Source organism: Pseudomonas sp. zfem005, from assembly GCF_032621735.1.
In the GTDB taxonomy this organism is placed as follows: Bacteria; Pseudomonadota; Gammaproteobacteria; order Pseudomonadales; family Pseudomonadaceae; genus Metapseudomonas; species Metapseudomonas solani.
Genome location: NZ_JAVYJE010000001.1, coordinates 248,241 through 273,461 on the forward strand (window position 1 = coordinate 248,241; position 25,221 = coordinate 273,461).

Sequence of the window (25,221 nt, forward strand, 5' to 3'; positions counted from 1 at the left end):
CCTGCGCATTCCCGCCAGCGGGTGTAACCCGCCTCGCCCGGGCGGCATCCAAGCGGTAACCTCTTGCCGATCGGCCCCCGCACACCCGCGCGGGCCGTGCCCCTGGAACGCACGCCCACAAGGCCGCCATGTCATCGACCTCGCTCCGTCATTCCCTGCGCCGCCTCTGGGCCCAGGACAAGTTCAGCTACAGCCTGCGGGTGTTCGTCGCCCTCACCGGGAGCATGGCGCTCTGCTGGCAGCAGGACCGCATGGACCTGCTGATCCCGCTGTTCCTCGGCATCATCGCCAGCGCCCTGGCCGAAACCGATGACAGCTGGCAGGGCCGCCTCAACGCCCTGCTGGTGACCCTGGGCTGCTTCAGCGTCGCCTCCTTCTCGGTGGAACTGCTGTTCCCCTACCCCTGGCTGTTCGTCTCCGCCCTGGCGCTGGCGGCCTTCGGCCTGACCATGCTCGGCGCCCTGGGCGAGCGCTACGCCACCATCGCCTCGGCGACGCTGATCCTGTCGATCTACAGCATGATCGGCGTCGACCAGCGTGACGGCATCGGCCATGACCTGTGGCGCGAGCCGGCGCTGCTGGTGGGCGGCGCGGCCTGGTACGGGTTGCTCTCGGTGATCTGGCAGGCGCTGTTCACCCACCAGCCGGTGCAGCAGAGCCTGGCCCGGCTATACCGCGAGCTGGGGCGCTACCTCAAGCTCAAGGCCAACCTCTTCGAACCGCTGCGCGAGCTGGACGTGGAAGCCAAGCGCCTGGAACTGGCGCAGCAGAACGGCAAGGTGGTGGCGGCGCTGAACGCGGCCAAGGAGATCATCCTGCACCGGGTCGGCAATGGCCGCCCCGGCCCCAAGGTGAGCCGCTACCTGAAGCTGTACTTCCTCGCCCAGGACATCCACGAACGCGCCAGCTCCTCGCACTATCCCTACAACCAGCTGGCCGAGGCCTTCTTCCACAGCGACGTGCTGTTCCGCTGCCAGCGCCTGCTGCGCCAGCAGGGCGGTGCCTGCCAGGCCCTGGGCCAGGCCATCCAGATGCGCCAGCCCTTCGACTACAACGACGGCACCCAGGCCCTGGACGACCTGCACCGCTCCCTGGAGCACCTGCGCATCCAGAGCAACCCGGCCTGGCGCGGCCTGTTGCGCTCGCTCAACGCCCTGGCCGGCAACCTCTCCACCCTCGACCGCCTGCTGACCGACGCCAGCAACCCCGACGCCCTCGCCGAAGCCCAGGACAGCAGCCTGCTGGACCGATCGCCCAAGGGCCTGAAGGACGTCTGGGAGCGCCTCAAACAGAACTTCACCCCCACCTCCCTGGTGTTCCGCCACGCCCTGCGCATGGCCATCGCCCTGTCCACCGGCTACGGCGTGCTGCACCTGATCCACCCCAGCCAGGGCTACTGGATCCTGCTCACCACCGTATTCGTCTGCCAGCCCAACTTCGGCGCCACCCGGCGCAAGCTGGTGCAGCGGATCATCGGCACCGTCATCGGCCTGGCCCTGGGCTGGGCGCTGTTCGACCTGTTCCCCAGCGCCCTGGTGCAATCGCTGTTCGCCGTGGTGGCCGGGGTGATCTTTTTCGCCAACCGCGCCACCCGATACACCCTGGCGACGGCAGCGATCACCCTGATGGTGCTGTTCTGCTTCAACCAGATCGGCGACAGCTACGGCCTGTTCGTGCCGCGCCTGGTGGACACCCTACTGGGCAGCCTGATCGCCGCCCTGGCGGTGATCTTCATCCTCCCCGACTGGCAGGGCCGCGGCCTGCACCGTGTGGTCGCCAACACCCTGGCCTGCAACGCCCGCTACCTGCGCCAACTGGTGCAGCAGTACAGCGGCGGCAAGCGCGACGACCTGGCCTACCGCCTGGCCCGGCGTAACGCCCACAACGCCGACGCGGCGCTGTCCACGACCCTGGCCAACATGCTCATGGAGCCGGGGCACTTCCGTAAGGAAGCGGACATCGGCTTCCGCTTCCTGGTGCTCTCGCACACCCTGCTCAGCTACCTCTCCGCCCTCGGCGCCCACCGTTCCAGCGAGCCCATGGCCCTGGAAGGCAACCTGCTGGGCGACGCCGCCGAACGCATCGCCACCGCCCTGGAAGAAATCGCCACCGACCTCGCCGCGCGCAAGCCGGTGACCATCCACAGCGACCCGGAAGAAACCCTGGCCAAGGAACTGGAGCAACTGCCCGAGGACATGGACGAACGCGCCCGCCTGGTGCAGACCGAACTCGGCCTGATCTGCCGCCAGCTCGGCGCCCTGCGCACCCTGGCGGCGCACCTGGCGAGCGGGAAGAAGGTGGAGTGATCTAATCCGCTCGGGGCCGGTACGCCTGTAGGGGCGAATTCATTCGCCCAGGGACCACGCAGTGGTCCCACATCTCCCAGCAAATACAGCGCCCTCCCACCCCACGAAGCGCCCCAGCCCCTACGACACCACCGATACAGTCCCCTGTCCCATCAACGAGGACAGGGACATGTCTCGAGACAATCTGCGTATCGGCCGCTTCTCGGCCCCCGGCCGCCTCTACCACATCACTGCCACCACTGAAGGACGAAAGCCGTTCTTCGCCGATCTGGTCTGTGCACGCCTGGTGATCGGCGAGATGCGTCGCCTCCATGAACAGAGACTGCTGGAATCATTGCCCTGGGTGCTGATGCCCGACCACCTGCACTGGCTGCTCCGCCTGCAAGGCCCCCTATCACTCTCCCAGGTCATCAAGTTGCTGAAGGGGCGTTCGTCGAAGCGGTTGGGCGAGCGGCTCGGAACGGGCCGGAGGATCTGGCAGCGGGGCTTCCATGACCGGGTATTGCGCAAGGAGGAAGATCTGCAGCAGGTAGCGCGCTACATAGTGGCCAACCCGCTGCGAGCCGGGTTGGTCGGGAACGTTCGCCTGTATTCGCATTGGGATGCGGTGTGGGTTTGAAGGCGGTGGCAGCCCGATGGGCTGCTGGGCGACTGAAGTCGCCCCTACATGGCCCCTGCATTGCAGCTATAGAGTCAGGCCTCTGCCTGCATCTCGGCCATCTCCGCCATCAACGCCTTCACCGTCTCGCCCACCTTGCGCACAGCGGCTTCCTGCTCGGCGTCGGGTTTGCGCGAGTAGTTCATGCGCAGGCAGCTGCGGTACTTGCCGGAGGCGGAGAACAGGCTGCCGGAGGCGATCTGTACGCCCTTGTCGAGCAGGGCGCGGTTCAGGCGCAGGGTATCGAAGCCCTCGTCCAGCTCCACCCAGAGCATGAAGCCGCCCTGAGGCCGGCTGACGCGGGTGCCGTCGGGGAAGTACTTCATCACCCAGTCGATCATCTGGTCGCGGCCATGCTGGTACTGGCTGCGCATGCGCCGCACGTGGGGCTCGAAGGCGCCGCTGGCGAGGAACTCGGCCAGGGCCATCTGCGGCTGGGTGGCGGTGGCACCGGTGGAGATGTACTTCATGTGCAGCAGGCGGTCGAAGTAGCGGCCGGGGGCGATCCAGCCGATGCGGATGCCCGGCGCCACGGTCTTGGAGAAGGAGCTGCACAGCAGCACGCGGCCGTCCTCGTCGAAGGACTTGATGGTGCGCGGGCGCGGGTAGCGGTAGGCGAGGTCGCCGTAGACGTCGTCTTCGATGATCGCCACGTCGTAGCGCTGGGCCAGGGTCAGCAGGGCACGCTTGCGGGCCTCCGGCATGATGTAGCCGAGGGGGTTGTTGCAGTTGGGGGTGAGCTGGATGAGCTTGATCGGCCACTGCTCCAGGGCCATTTCCAGGGCTTCCAGGCTGATGCCGTTGATCGGGTCGGTGGGCAGTTCCAGGGCCTTCATGCCGAAGCCTTTCAGCGCCTGCATGGCGCCGTGGAAGCTGGGCGAATCCACCGCGACTATGTCGCCCGGCTGGCAGATGGCGCGGATGGAGGCGGACAGCGCCTCGTGGCAGCCGGTGGTGATGATCAGGTCGCTGGCGGGAATCTGGCAGCCCGCATCCACCAGCAGCCGCGAAATCTGTTCGCGCAACGGCAGCGAACCCTGGATGGCGTCGTAGTAGAGGCCACCCAGGTCCGGGCGCCGGGCGACCTGGGCCAGGCTGCGCATCAGCGGCCGCAAGGTGGGGCTGGAGACATCGGGCATGCCTCGGCCCAGTTGCACCAGGCCGTCGCGGGCGCCGCGCTTGACCAGTTCCAGCACGTCGCTCCATTGCGACACGTCCACCGGGCGCTGCGCTGCGCGGGTCATGGCCGGCAGCGCCGGGGCCTCGCGGCGGGGCGGTACGAAGTAGCCGGACTTCGGCCGTGGCACGGCGAGGCCGCCATCCTCCAGCAGGCGATAGGCCTGCTGCACGGTGCTGAGGCTGACACCGTGCTCCTGGCTCAGGGCGCGCACCGAGGGCAGGCGGTCGCCCGGGCGGTAGTAGCCCTGCTCGATACGCTCGGCGAGGGTTTCGGCGAGCTGGGTGTAGAGCTTCATGACAGTTCCCCTTGCGCAGAGCGGGTTGCGCACAGACCGGTACAGATGACGGGTAAATTGTGGATTCAGACGCGCAGACGCGCAATCTGTATGAAAAAAATACCCACACCGTGAATCTGTAATGCTTTTCGTCGCCCATTCATCATGTTCTCCATTCACCCGCACCCCAGCATGAGGAGAACGACATGAACGGCCTGAGCGATACGCGGCTGAGCCTCCACGGGAAAGAACTGGAGCTGGAGCACCTGTGCGTCCGCGCCAATGCCAGCTTCGCCGAAGACGGCCGCTGGCATCGCTTCTGGCGCCGCCTGCACACCCGCAAGGCGCTGCTGGACCTGGACGAGCAGGCGCTGCGCGATATCGGGCTGACCCGCGAACAGGCCCTGGAAGAGGCGCTGAAGCCGTTCTGGAAGCTGTAAGTAAGGCCGGCCGCCCGCAGGCGGCCGGTTGTCCGGCGATCAGGACAGGCGGAAGCGCGCGGTGTTCTGGTTCAGCGCCTGGCTGCCGCGATGCAGTTGCTCGGCGGCGGCCTGCACCGACTGGGCACCATGCAGCAACAGGCTGGCAGCCTGGTCCACCTGCTGGATATTGCCGCTGACCTCGTCCGCCGTGGCGGCCTGTTCTTCGGCGGCGGTGGCGATCTGCGCCAGGCGATCACTGACCCGCTGTACCGCATCGGCGATGCCGGAGAGGTCGTCGCCCATGCTCAGCACACTGCCCACATCACCCTCGGCCTGCTTGAACGCGGCCTCCATCAGCGCCACGGCCTGGCCGACCACGCCTTGCAGGCTGGCGACGGTGTCGCCGATTTCCTTGGTCGAGTCCTGGGTGCGCTGGGACAGGCTGCGCACCTCGTCGGCGACCACGGCAAAACCACGGCCCTGTTCACCGGCACGGGCGGCTTCGATGGCGGCGTTGAGCGCCAGCAGGTTGGTCTGCTCGGCGATGCCCTTGATCACATCCACCACGCGGTTGATCTGCTGGGCCTGGTCGCGCAGTTGCTGCAACGAGGAGACGGTGTCCCCCAGGCGCGTGCTCAGCTCACGCATGCTGGCCCCGGTGCGGGCGCTGCGCTGGTTGCTCTGCATGGCGATCTCGCGGGTCTGCTGGGCATCCTGGGCGGCGCCCTCGCAGCTTTCGGCCACGCTCTGGGCGGTGGCCGCCAACTGGTGCGCGGCGGCGGCGATCTGGCTGACCTGGCCCTGCTGCTGTTCCACCGAGGTAAGGGTGTCCTGGGCCTGGGCATTGAGTTGCTGCACGGTGCCACCCAGTTGGCCGCTCTCGAGGTTCACGCCCTCCAGCGAACTGCGCAGCTGCGCCAGCGCGGCGTTGAGGGCTTCGGCGATCTGCGCCAGGTCGTCGCTGCCATGCACGGTGGCGGCCACGCGCAGGTCACCGGCACGCAGGCCTTCGGCCGCTTCGGTGATGGCGGCGGTGCCCCGGCGAATGGCCGCATTGAGGCACAGCAGCATGTACAGGGCCAGCAGGGTAAGCAGGCTGAAGCCGCCGATCACCTGGACCATGCTGCGCAGCGCCTGGGTGCGGAAGTCGCCGAGGCGCGCCTGGAAGCGCTCGGTCAGCGCCTGTTGCAGGGCCACCAGCTGGCCGTCGAGGCGCTCCACCTGCTGGATGAACTCGGCGGTGCCGAGGGTGAAGGGGTTGGCCTCGAACATGCCCTTGTCGACCCGGGCGAGGAAATCGTTCATGGCCTGGTCGGCCTGGCGGAACGGGGCATCCAGCGCGGCGTTGACGTCGGATGCCTGGGCGATGGCGTCCTGGGCCTTGCGCAGTTGACGCGACGTGTCATCGAGGGAGCGGCGCAGGTCACGCACGGCGACCCGGCTCTGCAGGGTGAAGTGCTGCGACACCACCGCGCCATGGGCGTTGGCGGCGAAACTGCCGAGCAGCTCCTGGGCGCGCGGCTGCACGTAGGTGAGCTGCTCCATCATCAGGTAGGTGTCCATGCCCGGGTCGAGGATCAGCCCGGTCTCGGTGGCCACCTGCTCACGCAAGGATTGCAGGCTCTGCAGTACGTCCTGGAAACGCTCCAGTGCATCCGGCAGCGCCAGCGGCGCCAGGGCCTGGAAGCTGATGCGCTCGCTGCGCGAACGGGCTTCCTCGAACAGCTTGCGGCTCTGCTCGCCGAGCTGCTCCGTCTTCAGCTGTGCATCGACCTTGGCCAGGGCTTCCTGCAGGCGGCCGCTGCGCTGCTCGAGCAGGGACTTGGCGGCATCCTCGGTGCCCTTCCAGCGGGCCAGCAGCAGACGCTGGGTGCCCACCTCGTGCTGGGCATCGGCCAGCGTGGCGATCACCCGCATGCCACTGAGCTCGCCGTCCACCAGGCCGAGGCGGTCCAGGTAGGAGGTGGTGATCACCCACAGGGCATAGCCCAGGGGCAGGATGAACAAAAGGAAGAGCAGCTGGAATTTCCGCGCGAAGCTGAACCCTTCGAGCAGACGCACGCCCGGCGTGAGTAATGCTGTCATGACGACACCTCATTGGACCCGGATCGGCCAAGGGGGCCGAAAACAAGCCCCATGCAAAAGCCGAACCTGGGGGTTACCCCTTTGTCGCCGGCAGCACCCCGGGGCGCTGCGCGACGCATGGCGAGGCACTCCGGCCAGCGGAACCCCGCAGCGGCCCTGCGACGGGAAGGCATTGCACCAGAACGGTGCGACTACTGAAGCAGCGACTCCACCCGCTGGATCTCGGCGCGCTGGCTGGCCACGAGGGCCAGGCCATTGCCGCTGGGGTCCAGGGCATTCAGGGGGGCCTGCAACTTACGATAGGCGACAAGATCCACCAGCGGTGGCAGCAGAGCGGTAGGGCCGGCATCACGCAGGGCGTGGAACAGGCCAAGGTTGATCAGGTCGGCCAGTTCAACGCCCGGGCCGGAGGACTCGTCCCAGGCGCCCAGGTTGCGCACCACGGAGATGTAGCTTTCATCCACCGACCACTTCTTCAGCACGATCACCCCGAGGGATTTGCCGTATTCCCGGCACAGGCGGGTGTAGAGCTCGGGGGATGGGATCTGCTGGGCATCCTTGAACGCCGAGAGGATGGCTAGGGCGCCGATGTCGCTGAGCACGCTGGCCAGCAGCACATGGTCGGACGAGGCGTGGCCGATCAGCCGCGCCAGCACGGCGCTGATGCTGCCGCGCCGGGCCAGGCGGCCCCAGGTGTCGACGAAGAGCTTCTTGTGCGCGGCGCTGTGCAGGGTGAACAGGCTCTTGATGCTGTGGACCATGGTGATGCGGTCCACCTCCAACATGCCAAGGGTGCGGATCACATCGTCCAGGGTCTTGGGCGGCGGCGCGGTGCGCAGGCGCGTGCTCGCCGCGTGCTTGACCAGGGTGGCGCTGAGGGCGGGGTCCTTGTTGATGACCCGCGCCAGGGTAGCGGTGCTGGCATCCGGATTGGCCAGCACGCGGCGAATTTCCAGGGTGATCATGGGGAGGCTGGGGAGCTGTTCTTCACCGCTCATCAACTGTGAAACCAGACGCCTATAGATCGAATAACCCGACTCTTCAGTACTCACGACAGTCCCCATATGGCCTTGTGCCAGTGTAGCCATCGCCAAGGTCGGCAAACAGTGCCGCGACGCTCTGCCGACGAGCGACATGCGCGCGCGGGAACCGAACCCGGGCCGCCAGGCTCCACTCTAGTGGCGAACACCATCCCGCTCCCCATTCCGATGCGCAGAGGCCCTTCCGTGGAAACCGAACGACTGTCCAAGACCCTGAACTTCATGCGCACGCAGCTACTTCCCCTTGGCTTTTCCGGCCACATGGACAGCGACCGCAGCCTGCACGTGCTGATCTACGACCAACGCACCCGCAAGACCATCCTCGAGACCGCCGGCATCCCCTTCTCCGCCACCTGCGGCAAGGCCGAGGCGCTGCACCTGGTGCAACGCCTGAAACGCGATATCGACGAGCAGTTCATCCGCACCCACCCCTGAACCGCCTCAGGGGATGGTGACGCCGTGCCGGGTCGCCATCTCATCCAGCCGGCCGTCGCTGATCAGGCTGGCGAAGGCGCGGTCGAAGTCGGCACGCAAGGCCGCGTGGTCCTCGGTCCTGGGGAAGGCGAAGTAGCCATCCTGGATGTCGATGATCGGGAGCAACTGGTGCACGGTGCCGCGCTCCAGGGCTTCGATGCGCGGTCGGGTGTTGCGCTCGTTGCTGGCCAGCAGGTCGATGCGCCCCAGCACCAGCATGCGCAGGGCGTTGTCGACGCTCTCGATGCTGTGCAGGTCCATCGCCTCGCGGCCTTCGTCGAAGTGGGGGCCGTAGGTCCAGCCACGGATGATGCCGACACGCCGGCCGGCCAGCGTGGCGTAGTCCCCCTTCCAATCGACATCCACGCCATCACGGGCATAGAACACGATGCGATCGCGATAGAAGGCGTGCTGGCTGAAGAGGAAACGCTGCTCGCGCTCCGGCGTGCGGTAGGGGCCGATCAGGATGTCCGCGCGCCCCTGCGCCACCATCTTCTGCGCCCGCGCCCAGGGGTAGACCTCGAAGCGCACCGAGTCGCCCATGCGCTGCGCCACCTCGCGCAGGACATCAGGGCCGAGGCCGATGAAACGGCCGTCCTGGGTCTGCCCGAACAGGCGCGGGAACTCGGCTCCCACGGCCAGCCATTCGCGGGCCGACGCGAACGGCACGACCACCAGGCACAGCAGCACTGGACACAGCATCCGTAGGTAGCGGCTCATGCCCGCGAATACTCGACGACAGGAATGGGGCTTGAGCCTAGCAGGCTTTTTCTGCGCCAGGTGAGCCGGCAAAGCGGGGCTGCGGAGGGCCGACCGGAGCATTCGCCAGGGCCTTTGGGACACCGCCTACAGATGCACCCTGGAGCCGGGGCTATAGTCGGTCCCGTCATGCCCGCCTCAGGACTGCGCTTATCCTGCAGCCCTCCACAGCTGGGGTTGGGCATGACCCCCTCCCTCCTTACTCTCTCAATTCCCCTCGCCCAGCTCGCGCCAGATCAGGTAGAGCCGCAGATCGAACTCCAACTGGTGGTAACCCGGCAGCATGTGCTCACACAGCTGGTAGAAGGCCTTGTTGTGGTCGCGCTCGCGCAGGTGCGCCAGCTCGTGCACCACGATCATCCGCAGGAACTCGGGCGCCGCCTCCTTGAACAACGAGGCCACGCGGATCTCCTTCTTCGCCTTGAGCTTGCCGCCTTGCACGCGGGAGATCGCGGTGTGCAGCCCGAGGGCCTTCTGCACGACATCCAGCTTGTTGTCATAGATCACCTTGTCGATGGCCGGCGCGTTGCGCAGGTGCTCCTGGCGCAGGGCATTGGTGTAGCCGTAGAGCGCCTTGTCGCTCTGCACCTCATGCCGCTCCGGGTAGCGCTTGGCGAGGTAGTCGCCCAGGCGGCGCTGCTCGACCATCAGGCGCACCTGGTCCTGCAGATGGGCGGGGTAGGACTGGATGTAGCGAAGCGGGTTCATGGCAGATCGAAGCGGCAGAAAGAGAGCCGACATTCTACCGCCGGTGACACTAAGCGACGCAGCCTGTCAGCGAAGCGGCAGCGGCCTCTCGACCGTTCATCGGATGCCCTCGAAGCACCTGCCCGCCCCCAGCGAAACGGGGCTACCGCTGCGCTTACGGAAAAATGACGCCAATGATTCGGCGCAAGCCGCATTCCACCTGAGGGCGGCATTCCGGACATGAACCATCCGGTTAGTTTTTGCGATTGCACCTTGATGGCAAAGCCCGTTCCAGACGGCTTTTTGACAGGCCCGACGGCGACGATCGGTGATTAACAAGGGGCTTGCACAACCCTATAAAGCGTTCCGCGAGACGGCGTAAATGCCTTCGGACGACACGGCAGCCCCCTGCCACTCCCTAGCTTTCACTTTTAGTTCGTGTGCAGTTGGCCGGATGCCGCAGTAAGTGATTACGTCTCGTGGATGAGATAGCACCCGACTGAAAGTTCTCTTAGAGAACTCAGTCAAAATGATCGATCTCGGAACCTGGAACCTCACCATCCCCGTCGGTAGCCCTTCGGTGACCATCGAAACCCCCGCCCTGATGGGTGGCTATCAGGACAACTACTTCAAGGCGGCCAACGGCACCCTGTTCTTCTGGACCCCGGTGAACGGCAGCGCCACCGCCAACGCCGTCTACCCACGCAGCGAGCTGCGCGAGACCTACGCCGACGGCAAGCTGCGCAACTGGACCTATGGCGCCGCCGACAACTACATGAGCGCCAACCTGGCGGTCGGCCAGGTCCCGTCCACGGGCAAGATCGTCATCGGCCAGATCCACGCCTTCGGCAGCACCAGCCCGCTGCTCAAGCTGGAGTACCAGTTCAAGACCAAGACCGGCACCGGCAACATCGTCGCCAAGGTGCGCAACACCCCCACTGACGAAGCCGGTGCGGTGGTCACCCTGCTCAGCGGCGTGAAGCTCAACCAGCGCTTCACCTACGTCATCAACATGTCGCCCACCGGGCAGTTGAGCATCCTGGTCAACAGCACCCTGTTCACCCAGCAACTGGCTTCCAGCTGGGCGCCCAAGCCGCTGTACTTCAAGGCCGGGGTCTATGCCCAGGACAACGTCGGCGACGCCAGCGAAGCCGGCAGCGCCACCTTCTACAACCTGAAGCTCGAACACCGGGCCCTGGCGACCACCGCCCAGTAAGGAAACAGCATGTGGGTTCCAGGCCCCGAAAAGCAGAAAGCCCCGCGAATGCGGGGCTTTCCGTTTACAGCGAAGGGAAGACTCAGTTGACCTTGGCGGTCAGCTCACCCTTGGCGTAGCGCTGGTACATGCCTTCCAGGGAGATCGGCTTGATCTTCGAGGCGTTACCGGCGGTGCCGAAGGCTTCGTAGCGGGCGATGCAGATGTCACGCATGGCGACGATGGTCTTGGCGAAGAACTTGCGCGGGTCGAACTCGCTCGGCTGCTCGGCCATCATGCGGCGGATAGCACCGGTGGAAGCCAGGCGCAGGTCGGTGTCGATGTTGACCTTGCGCACGCCGTGCTTGATGCCTTCGACGATTTCCTCGACCGGCACGCCGTAGGTTTCCTTGATGTCGCCGCCGAACTCGTTGATCACCTTCAGCCACTCTTGCGGCACCGAAGAGGAGCCGTGCATCACCAGGTGGGTGTTGGGGATGCGCTTGTGGATTTCCTTGATGCGCTCGATGGAGAGCACGTCGCCGGTCGGCGGCTTGGTGAACTTGTAGGCGCCGTGGCTGGTGCCGATGGCGATGGCCAGGGCATCGACCTGGGTCTTCTTGACGAAGTCCGCAGCCTCTTCCGGATCGGTCAGCAGCTGGCTGTGATCCAGCACGCCCTCGGCGCCGACGCCGTCTTCTTCGCCGGCCATGCCGGTTTCCAGGCTGCCCAGGCAACCCAGTTCGCCTTCCACGGACACGCCGCAGGCGTGGGCGAAGGCTACGGTCTGCTGAGTCACGCGGACGTTGTAGTCGTAGTCGGCCGGGGTCTTGCCGTCTTCACGCAGGGAGCCGTCCATCATCACCGAGGAAAAGCCCAGTTGGATGGAGCGCTGGCACACGTCCGGGCTGGTGCCGTGGTCCTGGTGCATGCACACCGGGATGTGCGGGAATTCTTCGATGGCTGCGAGGATCAGGTGGCGCAGGAAGGGCGCGCCGGCGTATTTGCGGGCACCGGCGGAGGCCTGGACGATCACCGGGGAATCGGTCTTGTCGGCCGCTTCCATGATGGCGCGCATCTGTTCCAGGTTGTTGACGTTGAAGGCCGGGACGCCGTAGCCGAATTCGGCGGCGTGGTCCAGCATCTGGCGCATGCTGATGAGTGCCATGGTGTTTCAGTCTCCCGAGTGGGTGGGCATTCGAAATGCGAAGCCTGCCGCAGGGGCAGGCCATGTTCAAGTTCCATGAAGGACGGCGAACGTCCTCCCGTAAAAACCGGCCGGCGCTGAAGCCGGCCCGGTGAAATCATCGGCGCCGATTCAGGGCGCCTTGCAGCCGCGGCCGATCAGGTCATCGGTGGCGACCCAGTAGACCAGCCCTTCGTCACCCTTGGTGTGGAAGGCCAGGCGGCTGTCGCTATAGAGCACGCCGGACCCCGAAGGTTCTCGGGTCAGGCGGTAGACGATATCGCCACCGCCCAGGCGCAGGTCCACCTGCTCCTGGTTGGCATCGGCGAAGCGCCACAGCACCTCGGCCTGGCTGTCGCAGACCCAGCGGGTCCACTCGTCGGCCGGCGCCTGGGCGCCCGCACAGCCGCCCAGCGCCAACAGCGCCGCGAGGGCGAACATGCCTTTCATCCTTTCACTCCCTTGGCCAGAAGGCCGTTAACCCGCAATGGGTCATGGACAGTGCTGCTCCTGGCTGCCGTTGACGGTGGGGTCACCGCTGCTCTGGGCCTCCACACGCTGGTCGTCCTGGGATTGCGGCAGGATGACCTGGGGCGGGCTCATCACCTCGCAGGTGGACGGCGCGGAAGCACCGCCCGCACAGCCGGCGAGCATCGCGAACAACGACAGCAGGATCAGGTTGGTACGCATGGCGGCAACTCCTTTTCTCGGGTCCTGTTCAAGGGACCACGAGCCACCGCCATGGTTTAGCCGCTATTTCAGGCCCTGGTTCAGGCCTTGGCGCGTTGCTCCAGCACTTCAACGGCCGGCAGCACCTTGCCCTCGACGAACTCGAGGAACGCACCACCGCCAGTGGAAATATAGGAGATGCGCTCGCCCACGCCGTACTTGTCGATGGCGGCCAGGGTGTCGCCACCGCCAGCGATGGAGAAGGCCGGGCTCTCGGCGATGGCCTGGGCCAGTACCTGGGTGCCGTTGCCGAACTGGTCGAATTCGAACACGCCCACCGGGCCGTTCCAGAGGATGGTCTTCGACGACTTCAGCAGCTCGGCGAACTGGGCGGCGGTCTGCGGGCCGATGTCGAGGATCATGTCGTCGTCGGCGACGTCGGCGATGGCCTTGACGGTGGCTTCGGCGGTTTCGGCGAATTCCTTGGCCACCACCACGTCAACCGGCAGCGGCACGCTGACCTTGGCGGCGATGGCGCGGGCGGTTTCCAGCAGGTCGGCTTCGTGCAGGGACTTGCCCACCTTGTAGCCGGCAGCGGCGAGGAAGGTGTTGGCGATGCCGCCACCGACGATCAGCTGGTCGCAGATCTGGCTCAGCGAGTTGAGCACGTCGAGCTTGGTGGAAACCTTGGAGCCGGCGACGATGGCCGCCATCGGGCGGGCCGGGTTGCCCAGGGCCAGGCCCAGGGCTTCCAGTTCGGCGGCCAGCAGCGGGCCGGCAGCGGCGACCTTGGCGAACTTGGCCACGCCGTGGGTCGAGCCCTCGGCGCGGTGGGCGGTGCCGAAGGCGTCCATCACGAAGACGTCGCACAGGGCGGCGTACTTCTGCGCCAGCTCGTCGGCGTTCTTCTTCTCGCCCTTGTTGAAGCGCACGTTCTCGAACAGCACCACCTGGCCGGGGGCGACATCGACGCCGTCCAGGTAGTCGGCCACCAGGGGCACGTCACGGCCCAGGGCCTTGGCCAGGTACTCGGCCACCGGCGCGAGGCTGTTCTCTGCGGAGAATTCACCTTCGGTGGGACGACCCAGGTGCGAGCAGACCATTACCGCCGCGCCCTTCTCCAGTGCCAGCTTGATGGTCGGCAGGGAGGCGAGGATGCGCGCATCGCTCTTCACGACACCGTCCTTCACCGGGACGTTGAGGTCTTCGCGAATCAGTACGCGCTTACCCTGGAGGTCGAGGTCGGTCATTTTCAACACGGTCATGGGGGTCAGTCCTTCACGGGGCTGGATGTTGTGGAAGCAGCGGAAACCCGCAGATAGTGGCCTGCGGTGTCGAGCATGCGGTTGGCGAAGCCCCATTCGTTGTCGAACCAGGCCAGCAGGTTGACCAGGCGCGGGCCGGACACGCGGGTCTGGCTGCCGTCGACGATGGCGGAATGGGGGTCGTGGTTGAAATCACAGCTGGCGTGGGGCAGCTCGGTGTAGGCCAGCAAGCCCTTGAGCGGGCCGCTTTCGGCAGCCTCGCGCAGCACGCGGTTGATCTCGGCGGCACTGGTGTCCCGCGCGGTCTGCAGGGTGATGTCGAGGCAGGACACGTTCACCGTCGGCACGCGGATGGCCTTGGCCTGGATGCGCCCGGTCAGTTCCGGCAACAGGCGCTCGATACCCCGGGCCAGGCCGGTGGAGACCGGAATCACCGACTGGAAGGCCGAACGCGTGCGGCGCAGGTCTTCGTGGTGATAGGCGTCGATTACGGGCTGGTCGTTCATCGCGGAGTGAATGGTGGTGATGGAGACGTACTCCAGACCCACCGACTCATCGAGAAGTTTCAGCAGGGGCACACCGCAGTTGGTGGTGCAGGAGGCGTTGGAGACCAGGGTCTCGGTGCCGACCAGGCTGTCCTGGTTGACGCCATAGACGATGGTGGCGTCGATATCCGCCTCGCTGGCCATGGGCTGGGAGAACAGCACCCGGGGCGCGCCGGCCCGCAGGAAGCGCTCGGCCTGGGCACGGTTGGTGTACTGGCCGGAGCACTCGAGCACCAGGTCGACGCCCAGCGCCGCCCAGTCGATCCCCTCGGGCGATGGGTTGCGCAGCACCTTCACGCAGTCGCCGTTGATGTGCAGGCAGTCGCCATCGACCTTCACGTCACCTGGGAAGCGGCCGTGGGTGGAGTCGAAGCGCGTCAGGTACTCGATGCTGGCCTGATCGGCCAGGTCATTGAGGGCGACGATCTCGAAGCCATCACGCCCGCCGCGCTCATGCAGGGCACGCAGGACGCAACGACCGATACGACCGTAGCCGTTCAGGGCAACGCGGAAGGGAGTGCTGGGCATCTGATCGCGAAGAGCTTGAAGCCGGAAGCTTGAAGCCGGAAGAAGAGCACACGGGGCACTCCAGCTTCCAGCTTCCGGCTCTCGGCTTCCGGCTCAGTCCTCCAACAGTTCTTCAGCAGTGGCGACGACGTTCTCGACGGTGAAGCCGAAGTGCTCGAACAGGGCCGGGGCCGGGGCGGATTCGCCGAAGCTGGTCATGCCGATCACGCGGCCTTCCAGGCCCACGTACTTGTACCAGTAGTCGGCGTGGGCGGCTTCGATGGCGATGCGCGCACCGACTTCCAGCGGCAGCACGGACTGCTTGTAGGCGGCGTCCTGCTGGTCGAACAGGCTGGTGGACGGCATGGAGACGACGCGGACCTTGCGGCCAGCGGCGGTCAGTTGGTCGAAGGCCTGCACGGCCAGGCCGACTTCCGAACCGGTGGCGATGAGGATCAGCTCCGGCTCGCCGTCGCAGTCCTTGAGCACGTAGCCGCCACGGGCGACGTTGGCCAGCTGGGCCGCATCGCGTGCCTGGTGAGGCAGGTTCTGGCGGGAAAAGATCAGCGCGCTCGGGCCGTCCTTGCGCTCGATGGCCGCCTTCCAGGCCACGGCGGATTCCACCGCGTCGGCGGGGCGCCAGGTGTCCAGGTTCGGGGTGCTGCGCAGGCTGGTCAGCTGCTCGATCGGCTGGTGGGTCGGGCCGTCTTCGCCCAGGCCGATGGAGTCGTGGGTGAAGACGTAGAGCACGCGCTGCTTCATCAGGGCGGACATGCGCACGGCGTTGCGGGCGTATTCCATGAAGATCAGGAAGGTCGCGCCGTAGGGGATGAAACCGCCGTGCAGGGCGACGCCGTTCATGATGGCGCTCATGCCGAACTCGCGCACGCCGTAGAACATGTAGTTGCCGGCGGCGTCTTCGGCGGAAACGCCCTTGCAGCCTTTCCACAGGGTCAGGTTGGAGCCGGCCAGGTCGGCGGAGCCGCCGAGGAACTCGGGCAGCAGCGGGCCGAAGGCGTTCAGGGCGTTCTGGCTGGCCTTGCGGCTGGCGATGGTCTCGCCCTTGGCGGCGACATCGGCGATGTAGGCGGCAGCCTGGGTGGCGAAGTCGGCGGGCAGCTCGCCCTTCACGCGGCGCTGGAATTCAGCGGCCAGCTCGGGGTGGGCGGCGGCGTAGGCGGCGAAGCGCTCGTTCCAGGCGGCTTCACGGGCGGCGCCGGCTTCCTTGGCGCTCCACTCGGCGTAGATGTCGGCCGGGATTTCGAAGGGCGCGTGGTTCCAGCCCAGGTTGGCGCGGGTCAGGGCGATCTCGTCGTTGCCCAGGGCAGCGCCGTGGCACTCTTCCTTGCCCTGCTTGTTGGGCGAGCCGAAGCCGATGATGGTCTTGCAGCAGATCAGGGTCGGCTGCGCGCTCTTGCGAGCGGTCTCGATGGCGGTGCGGATCTCGTCGGCGTCATGGCCGTCGACATTGCGGATCACCTGCCAGCCGTAGGCTTCGAAGCGCTTCGGGGTGTCGTCGGTGAACCAGCCATGGACTTCGCCATCGATGGAGATGCCGTTGTCGTCGTAGAAGGCGATCAGCTTGCCCAGGCCCAGGGTGCCGGCCAGGGAGCAGACCTCGTGGGAGATGCCTTCCATCATGCAGCCGTCGCCGAGGAAGGCGTAGGTGAAGTGGTTGACGATCTCGTGGCCTTCGCGGTTGAACTGCGCACCCAGCACCTTCTCGGCGAGGGCGAAGCCCACGGCGTTGGCGATGCCCTGGCCCAGCGGGCCGGTGGTGGTCTCGACGCCGGCGGTGTAGCCGTATTCCGGGTGGCCCGGGGTACGGCTGTGCAACTGGCGGAAGTTCTTCAGGTCGTCGACGGTGACGTCATAGCCGCTGAGGTGCAGCAGCGAGTAGATCAGCATCGAGCCGTGGCCGTTGGACAGCACGAAACGGTCGCGGTCGGCCCACTGCGGGTTGTTCGGGTTGTGCTGCAGGTAATCCCGCCACAGCACTTCGGCGATATCGGCCATGCCCATGGGGGCGCCGGGGTGGCCGCTGTTGGCTTTCTGCACCGCATCCATGCTGAGGGCACGAATGGCATTGGCACGCTCACGACGGCTGGGCATCGCTGATCTCCTGCGGGTCTGAAAAGACGCTGAACGAAAAAAGGCGGCTATTTTCGCCCAGCGGGCAGGCATCGGGCAATGACAGATGGTCGAAGATGCGCCTCCTTGTCCTTTCAGCCCCGCGCCGGGCCCGTCAGCGGGCACAGGCAGGGCGCGCGGAACAGCTCGCCATGCCAGGCACCGGCCAGGGTGCGACGCATCACCAGCAGCCAGACGGCGGCCAGCTGCAGCGCCAGCAGGGCGCCGACGGCGCCAAAGAACACCAAGCCGGTCTGCCGCTGCAACTCGAAGGTGGCCAGGGCGAACACCCCCAGCGGGAAGGTAAAGCCCCACCAGCCCAGGTTGAAGGCCATGCGCTGGCGGATGTAGCGGCGGGTGAACAGGCAGGCCGTCACCCACCACCAGAACCCCGCGCCCCAGAGCGCCAGCCCGCCCACCAGGCCGATGCCCGGCAGCAGCACAGCCAGGCCCTGCAGGGGCGAACCGGCGAGTGCGTCCGGCGCTGCATGCCCTAGCGCCAGCAGCCCCAGGCAGCCGGTGGCCAGGGGGCCCAAAGGCAGCCAGCTGGTGGCGGCGAAATCGGTATCCGGCAGCTTGTGCAGGGCCAGGCGCAGCAGCACCAGGGTGATCAGCGAGAAGGCCAGGGCCATCGACAGGCCCCACAGCAGGTAGCCCATCACCAGCAGCAGGCGCGCGTCGGCGGCATCCAGGTGCGGGGCGATGACGCCAGCGCTGGCGGCGGCCACTTCGGGCGCGACGATGGGCAGCAGCCAGACGGCGGTGAGCTTCTCCAGCGCATGCTCCTGGCGGGTGAACATCAGGTAGGGCACCAGCAGCGCCGCGCCCAGGGCCAGGGCCACGTCCAGCCACCAGAGGCCATGGGCCACGGCATAGGCGGTGGCGCCCCAGTGCGGGCCACCATAGAGCACCAGGCCGTTGACCAGGGTGGCCAGGCCCATGGGGATGGCGCCGAGGAACATCGATTGCACCGGGTGCGCCAGCATCGGCTCGATGGTATCCGGGTGCAGCAGCAGGCGCGCCAGGAACAGCCCGGCACAGGTGGCGAACAGCAGGCCATTGAACAGCCACAGCGCCTCGCCGAGGCGGTGCAGCAGCGGCACCTGCCAGGGCAGCGTGCCCAGCACCAGGGCCAGCACACCGGTGCCCATGGTCACGGCGAACCAGCCGGGGATGAAATGGCGCACCAAGGCGCGAGGGTCGGTGAGGCGGGTCATTGGGCGAGGCATGGTGGCTCCGGTCGGGTAGTCCCGTTGCAGACGATGACTGCACAGTAGATCCGCCATGTGCTATACGAAAAATACATACTTGATATACACGGCATGCCTTTTATTTATGAATCTCCATCACCTCAAGGTTTTCCTCGCCGTGGCCGAGAGCGGCAGCATCAGCGGCGGTGCCGAGCGCCTGCACATCAGCCAGCCGGCGGTCACCCGTGAAGTGCGTGAACTGGAAGCCCGCCTCGGGATCACCCTCTTCGACCGCCAGCCCCGCGGCGTGACCCTGACCGAAGGCGGCCTGCGCCTGCACCACTATGCGCAACGCATCTTCGCCCTGGAACAGGCCGCCGAGGCGGACCTGCGCAGCTTCGCCGGCCTCGACGACGGCGAACTGCGCCTGGGCGCCAGCGCCACCCTGGGCAGCTATCTGTTGCCCGACCTGATCGCCCGCTTCCATGCCCGGCACCCGGAAATCCGCGTGGATCTGCAGGTCAGCAACACCCGCGAGATCACCCAGGCGCTGGCCGACGAGCGCATCGCCCTGGGCTTCGTCGAGGGCGACTTCGATCGCACCACCCATGCTTTCCGGCTGCTGGAACGCGATCGCCTGCTCCCGGTCTGCAGCCCCACCCATGCCCTGGCGGGCCAGGGGCGCCTGGCTGCGACGGAGCTGGCCAGCCAGGCGTTGTACCTGCGCGAGGAGGGCTCGGGCACCCGCGCCAGCATCGAGCAGGCCTATGCCCACCAGGGCCTGGAGGTGCGGGCGCGCATGGCCATCGCCAGCACCGAAGCGCTGAAGCGCCTGGTGCGCGACGGCCAGGGCATCGCCTGGCTGTCCCAGCGGGTGATCGACGACGACCTCGCCGCCGGCCGCCTGGTCGCCCTTGAGGTGGAAGACCTGCGCATCGAGCGCGAACTGCACCTGCTGTGGCACCCGACCCGCACCCTGAGCCCCGCACCAGCGGCGTTCCTGGCGGCGATCCTGGACAAAAAATAACCACCTATCGGCAATATCAAAACTTTTTGATATTGCCGTTGCGAGCGATTGGAGCGGGGACTAGACTGCGCTCCCTATGAACCTGCGCGTACCCCAGATCCGCCACGACGACTGCGATGAGCTGGCTGCACTGTGCAAGGCCGGGGGCGACCCCCTGCGCCTGAACGTGCTGCGCGCCCTGGCCAACGACTCGTTCGGGGTGCTGGAGCTGGCGCAGATCTTCGCCACCGGTCAGTCCGGCATGAGCCATCACCTCAAGGTGCTGTCCCAGGCAGGGCTGGTGGCCACGCGCCGCGAAGGCAACGCAATCTTCTACCGCCGCGCCATCGCCCGGGGCGAGCGCTTCGGCGGCACCCTGCACGGGGCGCTGCTGGACGAGGTGGACAGCCTGCAGCTGCCACTGGACGTACTGGCGCGGATCGCCGAGGTGCATGCCCAGCGCGAGGCGGTGAGCCGCGAGTTCTTCGCCCGCTCGGCGGAGAAGTTCCAGGCCCAGCAGGACCTGATCGCCGGCCTGCCGCAGTACCGCGACAGCGTGCTGGCCCTGCTGGATGCACTGAACCTGCCGGCCAGCGCCTGTGCCCTGGAAGTGGGTCCGGGCGACGGGGGCTTCCTCCCCGACCTGGCCCGACGCTTTGCCCGCGTCACCGCGCTGGACAACAGCCCGGCGATGCTGGAACTGGCGCGCAGCCGTTGCGCCACCGAAGGATTGGGCAACGTCGAGCTCAAGCTCGCCGACGCCCTGGATGACGAACACGAGGCCGCCGACTGCGTGGTGCTGAACATGGTCCTGCACCATTTCGCCGCCCCGGCCGAGGCCCTGAAGCAGCTGGCTCACCACCTCCTTCCGGGGGGCAGCCTGCTGATCACCGAGTTGTGCAGCCACAACCAGAGCTGGGCCAGGGAGGCCTGCGGCGATCTCTGGCTCGGCTTCGAACAGGACGACCTGGCCCAGTGGGCCGGCGCCGCGGGGCTGACGCCCGGCGAGAGCCTCTACATTGGTTTAAGAAACGGCTTTCAGATTCAGGTGCGGCACTTCGCCAAGCCGGCTTCGAGAAGCGACCTCACCCACCGGTATTAAAGGAACCGTTAGATGAGCGAATACTCCCTCTTTACCTCCGAATCCGTCTCTGAAGGCCATCCGGACAAGATTGCCGACCAGATTTCCGATGCCGTCCTCGACGCCATCATCGAGCAGGACAAGCACGCCCGCGTGGCTGTGGAAACCCTGGTCAAGACCGGTGTTGCCATCGTCGCCGGTGAAGTCACCACCAGCGCCTGGGTCGACCTCGAGCAGATCGTCCGCGACGTCATCTGCGACATCGGCTACACCAGCTCCGACGTCGGCTTCGACGGCGCCACCTGCGGTGTGATGAACATCATTGGCAAGCAGTCCCCGGACATCAACCAGGGCGTCGACCGCGCCAAGCCGGAAGACCAGGGCGCCGGTGACCAGGGCCTGATGTTCGGCTACGCCAGCAACGAAACCGACGTGCTGATGCCGGCCCCGATCCGCTTCTCCCACGCCCTGGTCGAGCGCCAGGCCGAAGCCCGCAAGTCCGGCCTGCTGCCGTGGCTGCGTCCGGACGCCAAGTCCCAGGTCACCTGCCAGTACGAGAACGGCAAAGTGGTCGGCATCGACGCCGTGGTGCTGTCCACCCAGCACAACCCGGAAGTCTCGCTGGCCGACCTGCGCGAAGCGGTAATGGAGCTGATCATCAAGCACGCCCTGCCCGCCGAGCTGCTGCACAAGGACACCCAGTTCCACATCAACCCGACCGGCAACTTCGTGATCGGCGGCCCGGTGGGCGACTGCGGCCTGACCGGTCGCAAGATCATCGTCGACTCCTACGGCGGCATGGCCCGTCACGGTGGCGGCGCCTTCTCCGGCAAGGACCCGTCCAAGGTCGACCGTTCCGCTGCCTACGCCGGTCGCTACGTGGCCAAGAACATCGTCGCCGCCGGCCTGGCCGAGCGCTGCGAGATCCAGGTCTCCTACGCCATCGGCGTGGCACTGCCCACCTCCATCTCGATCAACACCTTCGGCACCCACAAGATCGCCGAAGAGAAGATCATCCAGCTGGTGCGCGAAGTGTTCGACCTGCGTCCCTACGCCATCACCAAGATGCTCGACCTGCTGCATCCGATGTACCGCGAAACCGCGGCCTACGGCCACTTCGGCCGCACCCCGGAGCAGAAGACCGTCGGCAACGACAGCTTCAGCACCTTCACCTGGGAGAAGACCGACAAGGTCGACGCCCTGCGTGCCGCCGCCGGCCTGTAAGGCTTCGCGACATGAAAAAGCCCCGCATTTGCGGGGCTTTTTCTTTGCTGTACCGGCACTGGCGAAAATCAGGAAATCTTCAGGCCGCCCCCGAGGTACATGAGACCCAGGCCGGCTGCCAGGACCAGCAGCGGAGAACGCTGCACCGGCTCGTTGGCCGCGAAGATGACCTGCGAGATCGGCGGGAAGATGAAGTTGAAGACTGCGCACAGCATGGAAACCTGGATGCCGCGCGCCACTGACCAGATCCAACCCGCCAACGCGATGAAAAAGCCTACCGTAGCCATTTGCCACTCCCTGTGAGAAAGAGCGGCGATCCTACCAGCGCGCGCCCTGTCTGCGTAGCCCGGACTTCAATCCAGGGTTTCACTCACCTTCGACCCCATCTGCACCCAGAGCCGTGAAGCAATGCAGCTTTCATTTCGCTGCTCTGTTGCTAGAATCCGCGCCCTCTCGCCCCTCCCTCACGGATGACTCAAGCGCCCGGGGCGAGCAAGCATTGGCGCTGGAGCCCAAGGAGATACCCATGCGCATCACGTCCATTCTTCCCGCCGCCCTGTTCGCAGCCCTGTTCGCCGCCCAGGCGCAGGCCGTCGACCTGGGCAACCCCCTGGGCGACAAGCTCAGCAAGGGCTGCGAGGAAAAGAGCGCGGAAGCACAGGCCAAGCTGGATGAGGCCAAGAAAGAACAAAGCGGCCTGGGTTCCAGCCTGCTCGGCTCGGTGGCCGACAAGGCCGAGAAGCAACTGTCCGAAGGCTGCGAGAAACTCGACGAAGCCCAGAAAGGCTGAGTCGCGGGGGCCGGCGCGAGTCGGCCCTTCCTGTCAGCCAGCGCCCCACGCCCACCTTCCCCGACGCAACGCCCACCGCTCGGATCCGCCGCTTTAGCGCCCCGCCCTATGCCGCCGCCCATCACGGTAGCCGGCTCCAGTCCCGCCAGTTTTGTTCCCATCCAGGCGCCCTGCCGCCTTCCGTGGCTCAACACACCCCCGCCTGCCGCCCAGGCACTTGCCCAAAGCGAAGCCGCCAAGGATGTTCTGCTACCTCCTTTCGGGCATGGAGCCCGTCCCACCCGCACGGAGGCCCACATGCCCACTCCCCTGCCCACCCGCCTGCTCACCCTGATCCTTTGCCTGCCCGTCTTCGCCCTCGCTGATTGCCCAGTCTGGAGCGATGCCCGCGCCGAGCGCGAACTGCTTGCCCTGCACAAACAATTGACCGGCTGGGAACACAGCTACCACCGCGACCGCCTGTCACCCATCCCCGACGAAATCTACGACCAGGTGCGTGCGCGCTTCGCCGAACTGCGCCAGTGCTTCCCCGCTGCCGTCGTGGAAGACACGCAGCCCCTGAGCTCCGTCGACGGCAAGCACCTACACCCCGTGGCCCAGACCGGCCTCGACAAGCTTGCAGATGCCAAAGCCCTGCAGGACTGGATGCGCACCCGCAACGACCTGTGGGTGCAGCCCAAGGTGGACGGCGTGGCGGTCACCCTGGTCTACCGGGCCGGGCGCCTGCAGCAGGCCATCAGCCGGGGCGACGGCGAGCGCGGCGAGGACTGGACCGCCAACGCCCGGCGCATCCCCGCCATTCCCGAGCGCCTCGCCACCTCCAGCGACCTGTTGTTGCAAGGCGAGCTCTACTGGCAGCTCCCCGGGCACATCCAGGCCCAGGCCGGCAGCCGAGGCGCACGCGGCACGGTTGCGGGGCTCATGGCCAGGCACAACCTGGGCGCGGAGGAGGCCCGGGGCATCGGCCTGTTCATCTGGGACTGGCCCGGTGGGCCGGAGGGCATGCTGCAGCGCCTGGACGGCCTGGCGCGCTTGGGCTTCACCGATACCCAGCGCCACACCCTGCCGGTACGGGACGCCGAGCAGGTGGCCCAATGGCGCGAACGCTGGTACCGCAGCGCCCTGCCCTTCGCCAGCGACGGCGTGGTGATCCGCCAGGGCGTGGCGCCTGCCGCACACACCTGGCAGGCGCGACCTCCGCACTGGGCCATCGCCTGGAAATACCCCTTCGCCCAGGCCCTGGCCGAGGTGCGGCGGGTGGAGTTCCTCGTCGGCCGCACCGGCCGCGTTACCCCACGCCTGCTGCTGTCAGCGGTGACCCTGGATGATCGGCGCATCCAGCGCGTCAGCCTGGGTTCACTGGAGCATTGGCGTGAACTGGATATCCGCCCCGGCGACCAGGTCGCCATCGCCCTGGCCGGGCTGACCATTCCACGCCTGGAGTCGGTGGTGCTGCGCGCCAGCGAACGCGTGGCGCTGGAGGTGCCGGACCAGACGGCCCTGCACGCACTCAGCTGCTGGCGGCCGACACCGGGTTGCCAGGCGCAATTCCTCGCCCGGCTGGAATGGCTGTCCGGCCGCGGCGGCCTGGCCATGCGCGGCGTCGGCCCGGGAACCTGGGAGCGTCTGCTGACAGCCGGCAAGCTGGAAGGCCTGCTGGATTGGCTGGAACTGGAGGAAGAGGAGTTGCAGGGCATCCCCGGGTTTGCCCAGCGCAACGCCTCGCGCTTCAGCCAGGCGAGCGCCACGGCGAAACGCCAGGGTTTCCAGCGCTGGCTCAAGGCGTTGGGCCTGCCCCCCAGCGGCGATGCACGCCTGGAGGGTGGCTGGGAGCGATTGGCGCGCCGCACCCAGGCCGAGTGGCAAGCCACCCCGGGCCTGGGACCGGCCCGCGCACAGCAGCTGGAGGCCTTCTTCCGCCACCCGGAGGTGCAGGCCCTGCGCGAGCGCCTGGCAGCGGCGGGCGTCGAGGGCTTCGCTCCGCCTCAGTAGGCGCGGAATTCCTTGTGGCACGCCTCGCAGGCGTCCTCGGCCTTCTGCACCAACGGTGCCATGGCGTCCGGGGCCAGGGGGCGCTTCGTCGTGGCGGCAGCCAGCTGGCCGGTAGCGGCCTCCAGTTCGCGGGCCAGGCTCTGGAAGCGCTCCTGGCGCTGCCAGACGTCGTCACGGGCGTCGCTGTCGCCTTCGTCACGCACCTTGGGGAAGTGCTGCCAGGGCTCATGGGACAGCTGGTCGAGCTTCACCGCGTTCTCGGCGAACTTCTGCTCGTTGAACTCGACGCGGCCACGCAGCATGCCGCCGAGGTCCTCGCTGGTGTGCAGCATCTGCTTGAAGATCGCCTGGCGCTTGCCCAGGGGCGAATTGGGGTCGACACCGCCGCAAGCGGCGAGCGTCAGGCAGGCGGATAGCAGGATCAGGACAGTCGTTCTTTTCATGGTGGATCACGGGGTACTACGGCGGGCGGGGCGCACAGTATCGGTAGATGCCTGGCAAATACCAAGGGTGGCGACAGTTTGTCGCAGATCATTGCAAGGCCGATAAGCCGGGC

23 protein-coding genes and 1 pseudogene are annotated in these 25,221 nt (G+C 66.8%); 10 read left to right on the top strand and 14 right to left on the bottom strand.

What is annotated here, in order from left to right:
* The first annotated feature begins 128 nt into the window (after positions 1-128).
* Both yccS and RTW82_RS01130 read left to right on the top strand, forming a co-directional pair.
* Positions 129-2,306 carry a YccS family putative transporter gene (gene yccS, locus RTW82_RS01125; RefSeq protein ID WP_043240771.1) on the top strand — a complete coding sequence of 726 codons (2,178 nt, stop codon included), beginning with the start codon at positions 129-131 and terminating at the stop codon, positions 2,304-2,306.
* A gap of 169 nt (positions 2,307-2,475) precedes the next feature.
* A complete protein-coding gene (locus tag RTW82_RS01130) occupies positions 2,476-2,925 on the top strand; it encodes an REP-associated tyrosine transposase (RefSeq protein WP_316924013.1) in 450 nt (149 codons plus the stop codon).
* Positions 2,926-2,999: 74 nt separating this feature from the next.
* On the opposite strand, the gene RTW82_RS01135 is transcribed toward RTW82_RS01130, so the two are convergent.
* Positions 3,000-4,439, bottom strand: a complete 1,440-nt coding sequence (locus RTW82_RS01135; RefSeq protein WP_316924014.1) for a PLP-dependent aminotransferase family protein — start codon at positions 4,437-4,439, stop codon at positions 3,000-3,002.
* Positions 4,440-4,624: 185 nt separating this feature from the next.
* Here RTW82_RS01135 and RTW82_RS01140 point away from each other — a divergent pair, with 185 nt between their 5' ends.
* Positions 4,625-4,858, top strand: a complete 234-nt coding sequence (locus RTW82_RS01140; protein ID WP_316924015.1) for a DUF1127 domain-containing protein — start codon at positions 4,625-4,627, stop codon at positions 4,856-4,858.
* 39 nt (positions 4,859-4,897) lie between these two features.
* Here RTW82_RS01140 and RTW82_RS31585 read toward each other — a convergent pair.
* A pseudogene (locus RTW82_RS31585) lies at positions 4,898-5,437 on the bottom strand (methyl-accepting chemotaxis protein); the annotation flags it as partial.
* Positions 5,438-7,116: 1,679 nt separating this feature from the next.
* Positions 7,117-8,013 carry an HDOD domain-containing protein gene (locus tag RTW82_RS01150; RefSeq protein ID WP_316924017.1) on the bottom strand — a complete coding sequence of 299 codons (897 nt, stop codon included), beginning with the start codon at positions 8,011-8,013 and terminating at the stop codon, positions 7,117-7,119.
* A gap of 138 nt (positions 8,014-8,151) precedes the next feature.
* Here RTW82_RS01150 and RTW82_RS01155 point away from each other — a divergent pair, with 138 nt between their 5' ends.
* Positions 8,152-8,400 carry a DUF1652 domain-containing protein gene (locus RTW82_RS01155; RefSeq protein WP_021222602.1) on the top strand — a complete coding sequence of 83 codons (249 nt, stop codon included), beginning with the start codon at positions 8,152-8,154 and terminating at the stop codon, positions 8,398-8,400.
* Between the two features lie 6 nt (positions 8,401-8,406).
* On the opposite strand, the gene RTW82_RS01160 is transcribed toward RTW82_RS01155, so the two are convergent.
* Positions 8,407-9,159 carry a transporter substrate-binding domain-containing protein gene (locus RTW82_RS01160; protein ID WP_316924018.1) on the bottom strand — a complete coding sequence of 251 codons (753 nt, stop codon included), beginning with the start codon at positions 9,157-9,159 and terminating at the stop codon, positions 8,407-8,409.
* A gap of 246 nt (positions 9,160-9,405) precedes the next feature.
* The gene (locus RTW82_RS01165) at positions 9,406-9,906 is read right to left on the bottom strand and encodes a M48 family metallopeptidase (RefSeq protein WP_316924019.1); all 501 of its coding nucleotides are present in this window, start codon (positions 9,904-9,906) and stop codon (positions 9,406-9,408) included.
* Positions 9,907-10,414: 508 nt separating this feature from the next.
* Between RTW82_RS01165 and RTW82_RS01170 the strand changes: the two genes are divergently transcribed.
* Positions 10,415-11,101 carry a polysaccharide lyase family 7 protein gene (locus RTW82_RS01170; RefSeq protein WP_316924020.1) on the top strand — a complete coding sequence of 229 codons (687 nt, stop codon included), beginning with the start codon at positions 10,415-10,417 and terminating at the stop codon, positions 11,099-11,101.
* An 82-nt stretch (positions 11,102-11,183) separates the two neighbouring features.
* Here the strand turns inward: RTW82_RS01170 and fba are convergent, their stop codons facing one another.
* The 7 genes from fba to RTW82_RS01205 form a co-directional block, all read right to left on the bottom strand.
* Entirely contained in the window at positions 11,184-12,248 is a 1,065-nt protein-coding gene (gene fba / locus RTW82_RS01175) for a class II fructose-bisphosphate aldolase (RefSeq protein WP_021222606.1), read from the bottom strand.
* A 150-nt stretch (positions 12,249-12,398) separates the two neighbouring features.
* Positions 12,399-12,716, bottom strand: a complete 318-nt coding sequence (locus tag RTW82_RS01180; RefSeq protein WP_184488443.1) for an MliC family protein — start codon at positions 12,714-12,716, stop codon at positions 12,399-12,401.
* 42 nt (positions 12,717-12,758) lie between these two features.
* Positions 12,759-12,956 (bottom strand): hypothetical protein, encoded by a 198-nt coding sequence (locus tag RTW82_RS01185; protein ID WP_021222608.1) that lies wholly within the window; start codon positions 12,954-12,956, stop codon positions 12,759-12,761.
* An 80-nt stretch (positions 12,957-13,036) separates the two neighbouring features.
* On the bottom strand, positions 13,037-14,200 hold the full coding sequence (locus tag RTW82_RS01190) for a phosphoglycerate kinase (RefSeq protein WP_316924021.1): 1,164 nt from the start codon (positions 14,198-14,200) through the stop codon (positions 13,037-13,039).
* Between the two features lie 5 nt (positions 14,201-14,205).
* Complete coding sequence (epd, locus tag RTW82_RS01195; RefSeq protein WP_021222610.1) at positions 14,206-15,273, bottom strand: erythrose-4-phosphate dehydrogenase; 1,068 nt, start codon at positions 15,271-15,273, stop codon at positions 14,206-14,208.
* A gap of 93 nt (positions 15,274-15,366) precedes the next feature.
* Positions 15,367-17,364, bottom strand: coding sequence for a transketolase (tkt, locus tag RTW82_RS01200; protein WP_316924022.1), 1,998 nt, complete (start codon positions 17,362-17,364; stop codon positions 15,367-15,369).
* A 113-nt stretch (positions 17,365-17,477) separates the two neighbouring features.
* On the bottom strand, positions 17,478-18,611 hold the full coding sequence (locus RTW82_RS01205) for a TDT family transporter (protein WP_316924023.1): 1,134 nt from the start codon (positions 18,609-18,611) through the stop codon (positions 17,478-17,480).
* A 106-nt stretch (positions 18,612-18,717) separates the two neighbouring features.
* Between RTW82_RS01205 and RTW82_RS01210 the strand changes: the two genes are divergently transcribed.
* The 3 genes from RTW82_RS01210 to metK all read left to right on the top strand — a co-directional run bounded on the left by RTW82_RS01210 (position 18,718) and on the right by metK (position 21,883).
* Entirely contained in the window at positions 18,718-19,599 is an 882-nt protein-coding gene (locus RTW82_RS01210) for a LysR family transcriptional regulator (protein WP_316924024.1), read from the top strand.
* A gap of 76 nt (positions 19,600-19,675) precedes the next feature.
* Positions 19,676-20,680: an ArsR/SmtB family transcription factor gene (locus RTW82_RS01215; RefSeq protein WP_184488438.1), complete on the top strand. Its 1,005-nt coding sequence runs from the start codon at positions 19,676-19,678 to the stop codon at positions 20,678-20,680.
* A 12-nt stretch (positions 20,681-20,692) separates the two neighbouring features.
* Positions 20,693-21,883 (top strand): methionine adenosyltransferase, encoded by a 1,191-nt coding sequence (metK, locus tag RTW82_RS01220; RefSeq protein WP_316924025.1) that lies wholly within the window; start codon positions 20,693-20,695, stop codon positions 21,881-21,883.
* A gap of 68 nt (positions 21,884-21,951) precedes the next feature.
* Here the strand turns inward: metK and RTW82_RS01225 are convergent, their stop codons facing one another.
* Positions 21,952-22,170, bottom strand: a complete 219-nt coding sequence (locus tag RTW82_RS01225; protein ID WP_043240802.1) for a hypothetical protein — start codon at positions 22,168-22,170, stop codon at positions 21,952-21,954.
* Between the two features lie 239 nt (positions 22,171-22,409).
* Between RTW82_RS01225 and RTW82_RS01230 the strand changes: the two genes are divergently transcribed.
* Both RTW82_RS01230 and ligB read left to right on the top strand, forming a co-directional pair.
* Positions 22,410-22,673, top strand: coding sequence for a hypothetical protein (locus RTW82_RS01230; protein WP_021218398.1), 264 nt, complete (start codon positions 22,410-22,412; stop codon positions 22,671-22,673).
* A gap of 297 nt (positions 22,674-22,970) precedes the next feature.
* Positions 22,971-24,665, top strand: coding sequence for an NAD-dependent DNA ligase LigB (gene ligB / locus RTW82_RS01235; RefSeq protein WP_410478739.1), 1,695 nt, complete (start codon positions 22,971-22,973; stop codon positions 24,663-24,665).
* Here the strand turns inward: ligB and RTW82_RS01240 are convergent.
* Positions 24,659-25,108: a cytochrome c gene (locus RTW82_RS01240; protein WP_316924026.1), complete on the bottom strand. Its 450-nt coding sequence runs from the start codon at positions 25,106-25,108 to the stop codon at positions 24,659-24,661. The genes ligB and RTW82_RS01240 overlap by 7 nt on opposite strands.
* Between the last annotated feature and the right edge of the window lie 113 nt (positions 25,109-25,221).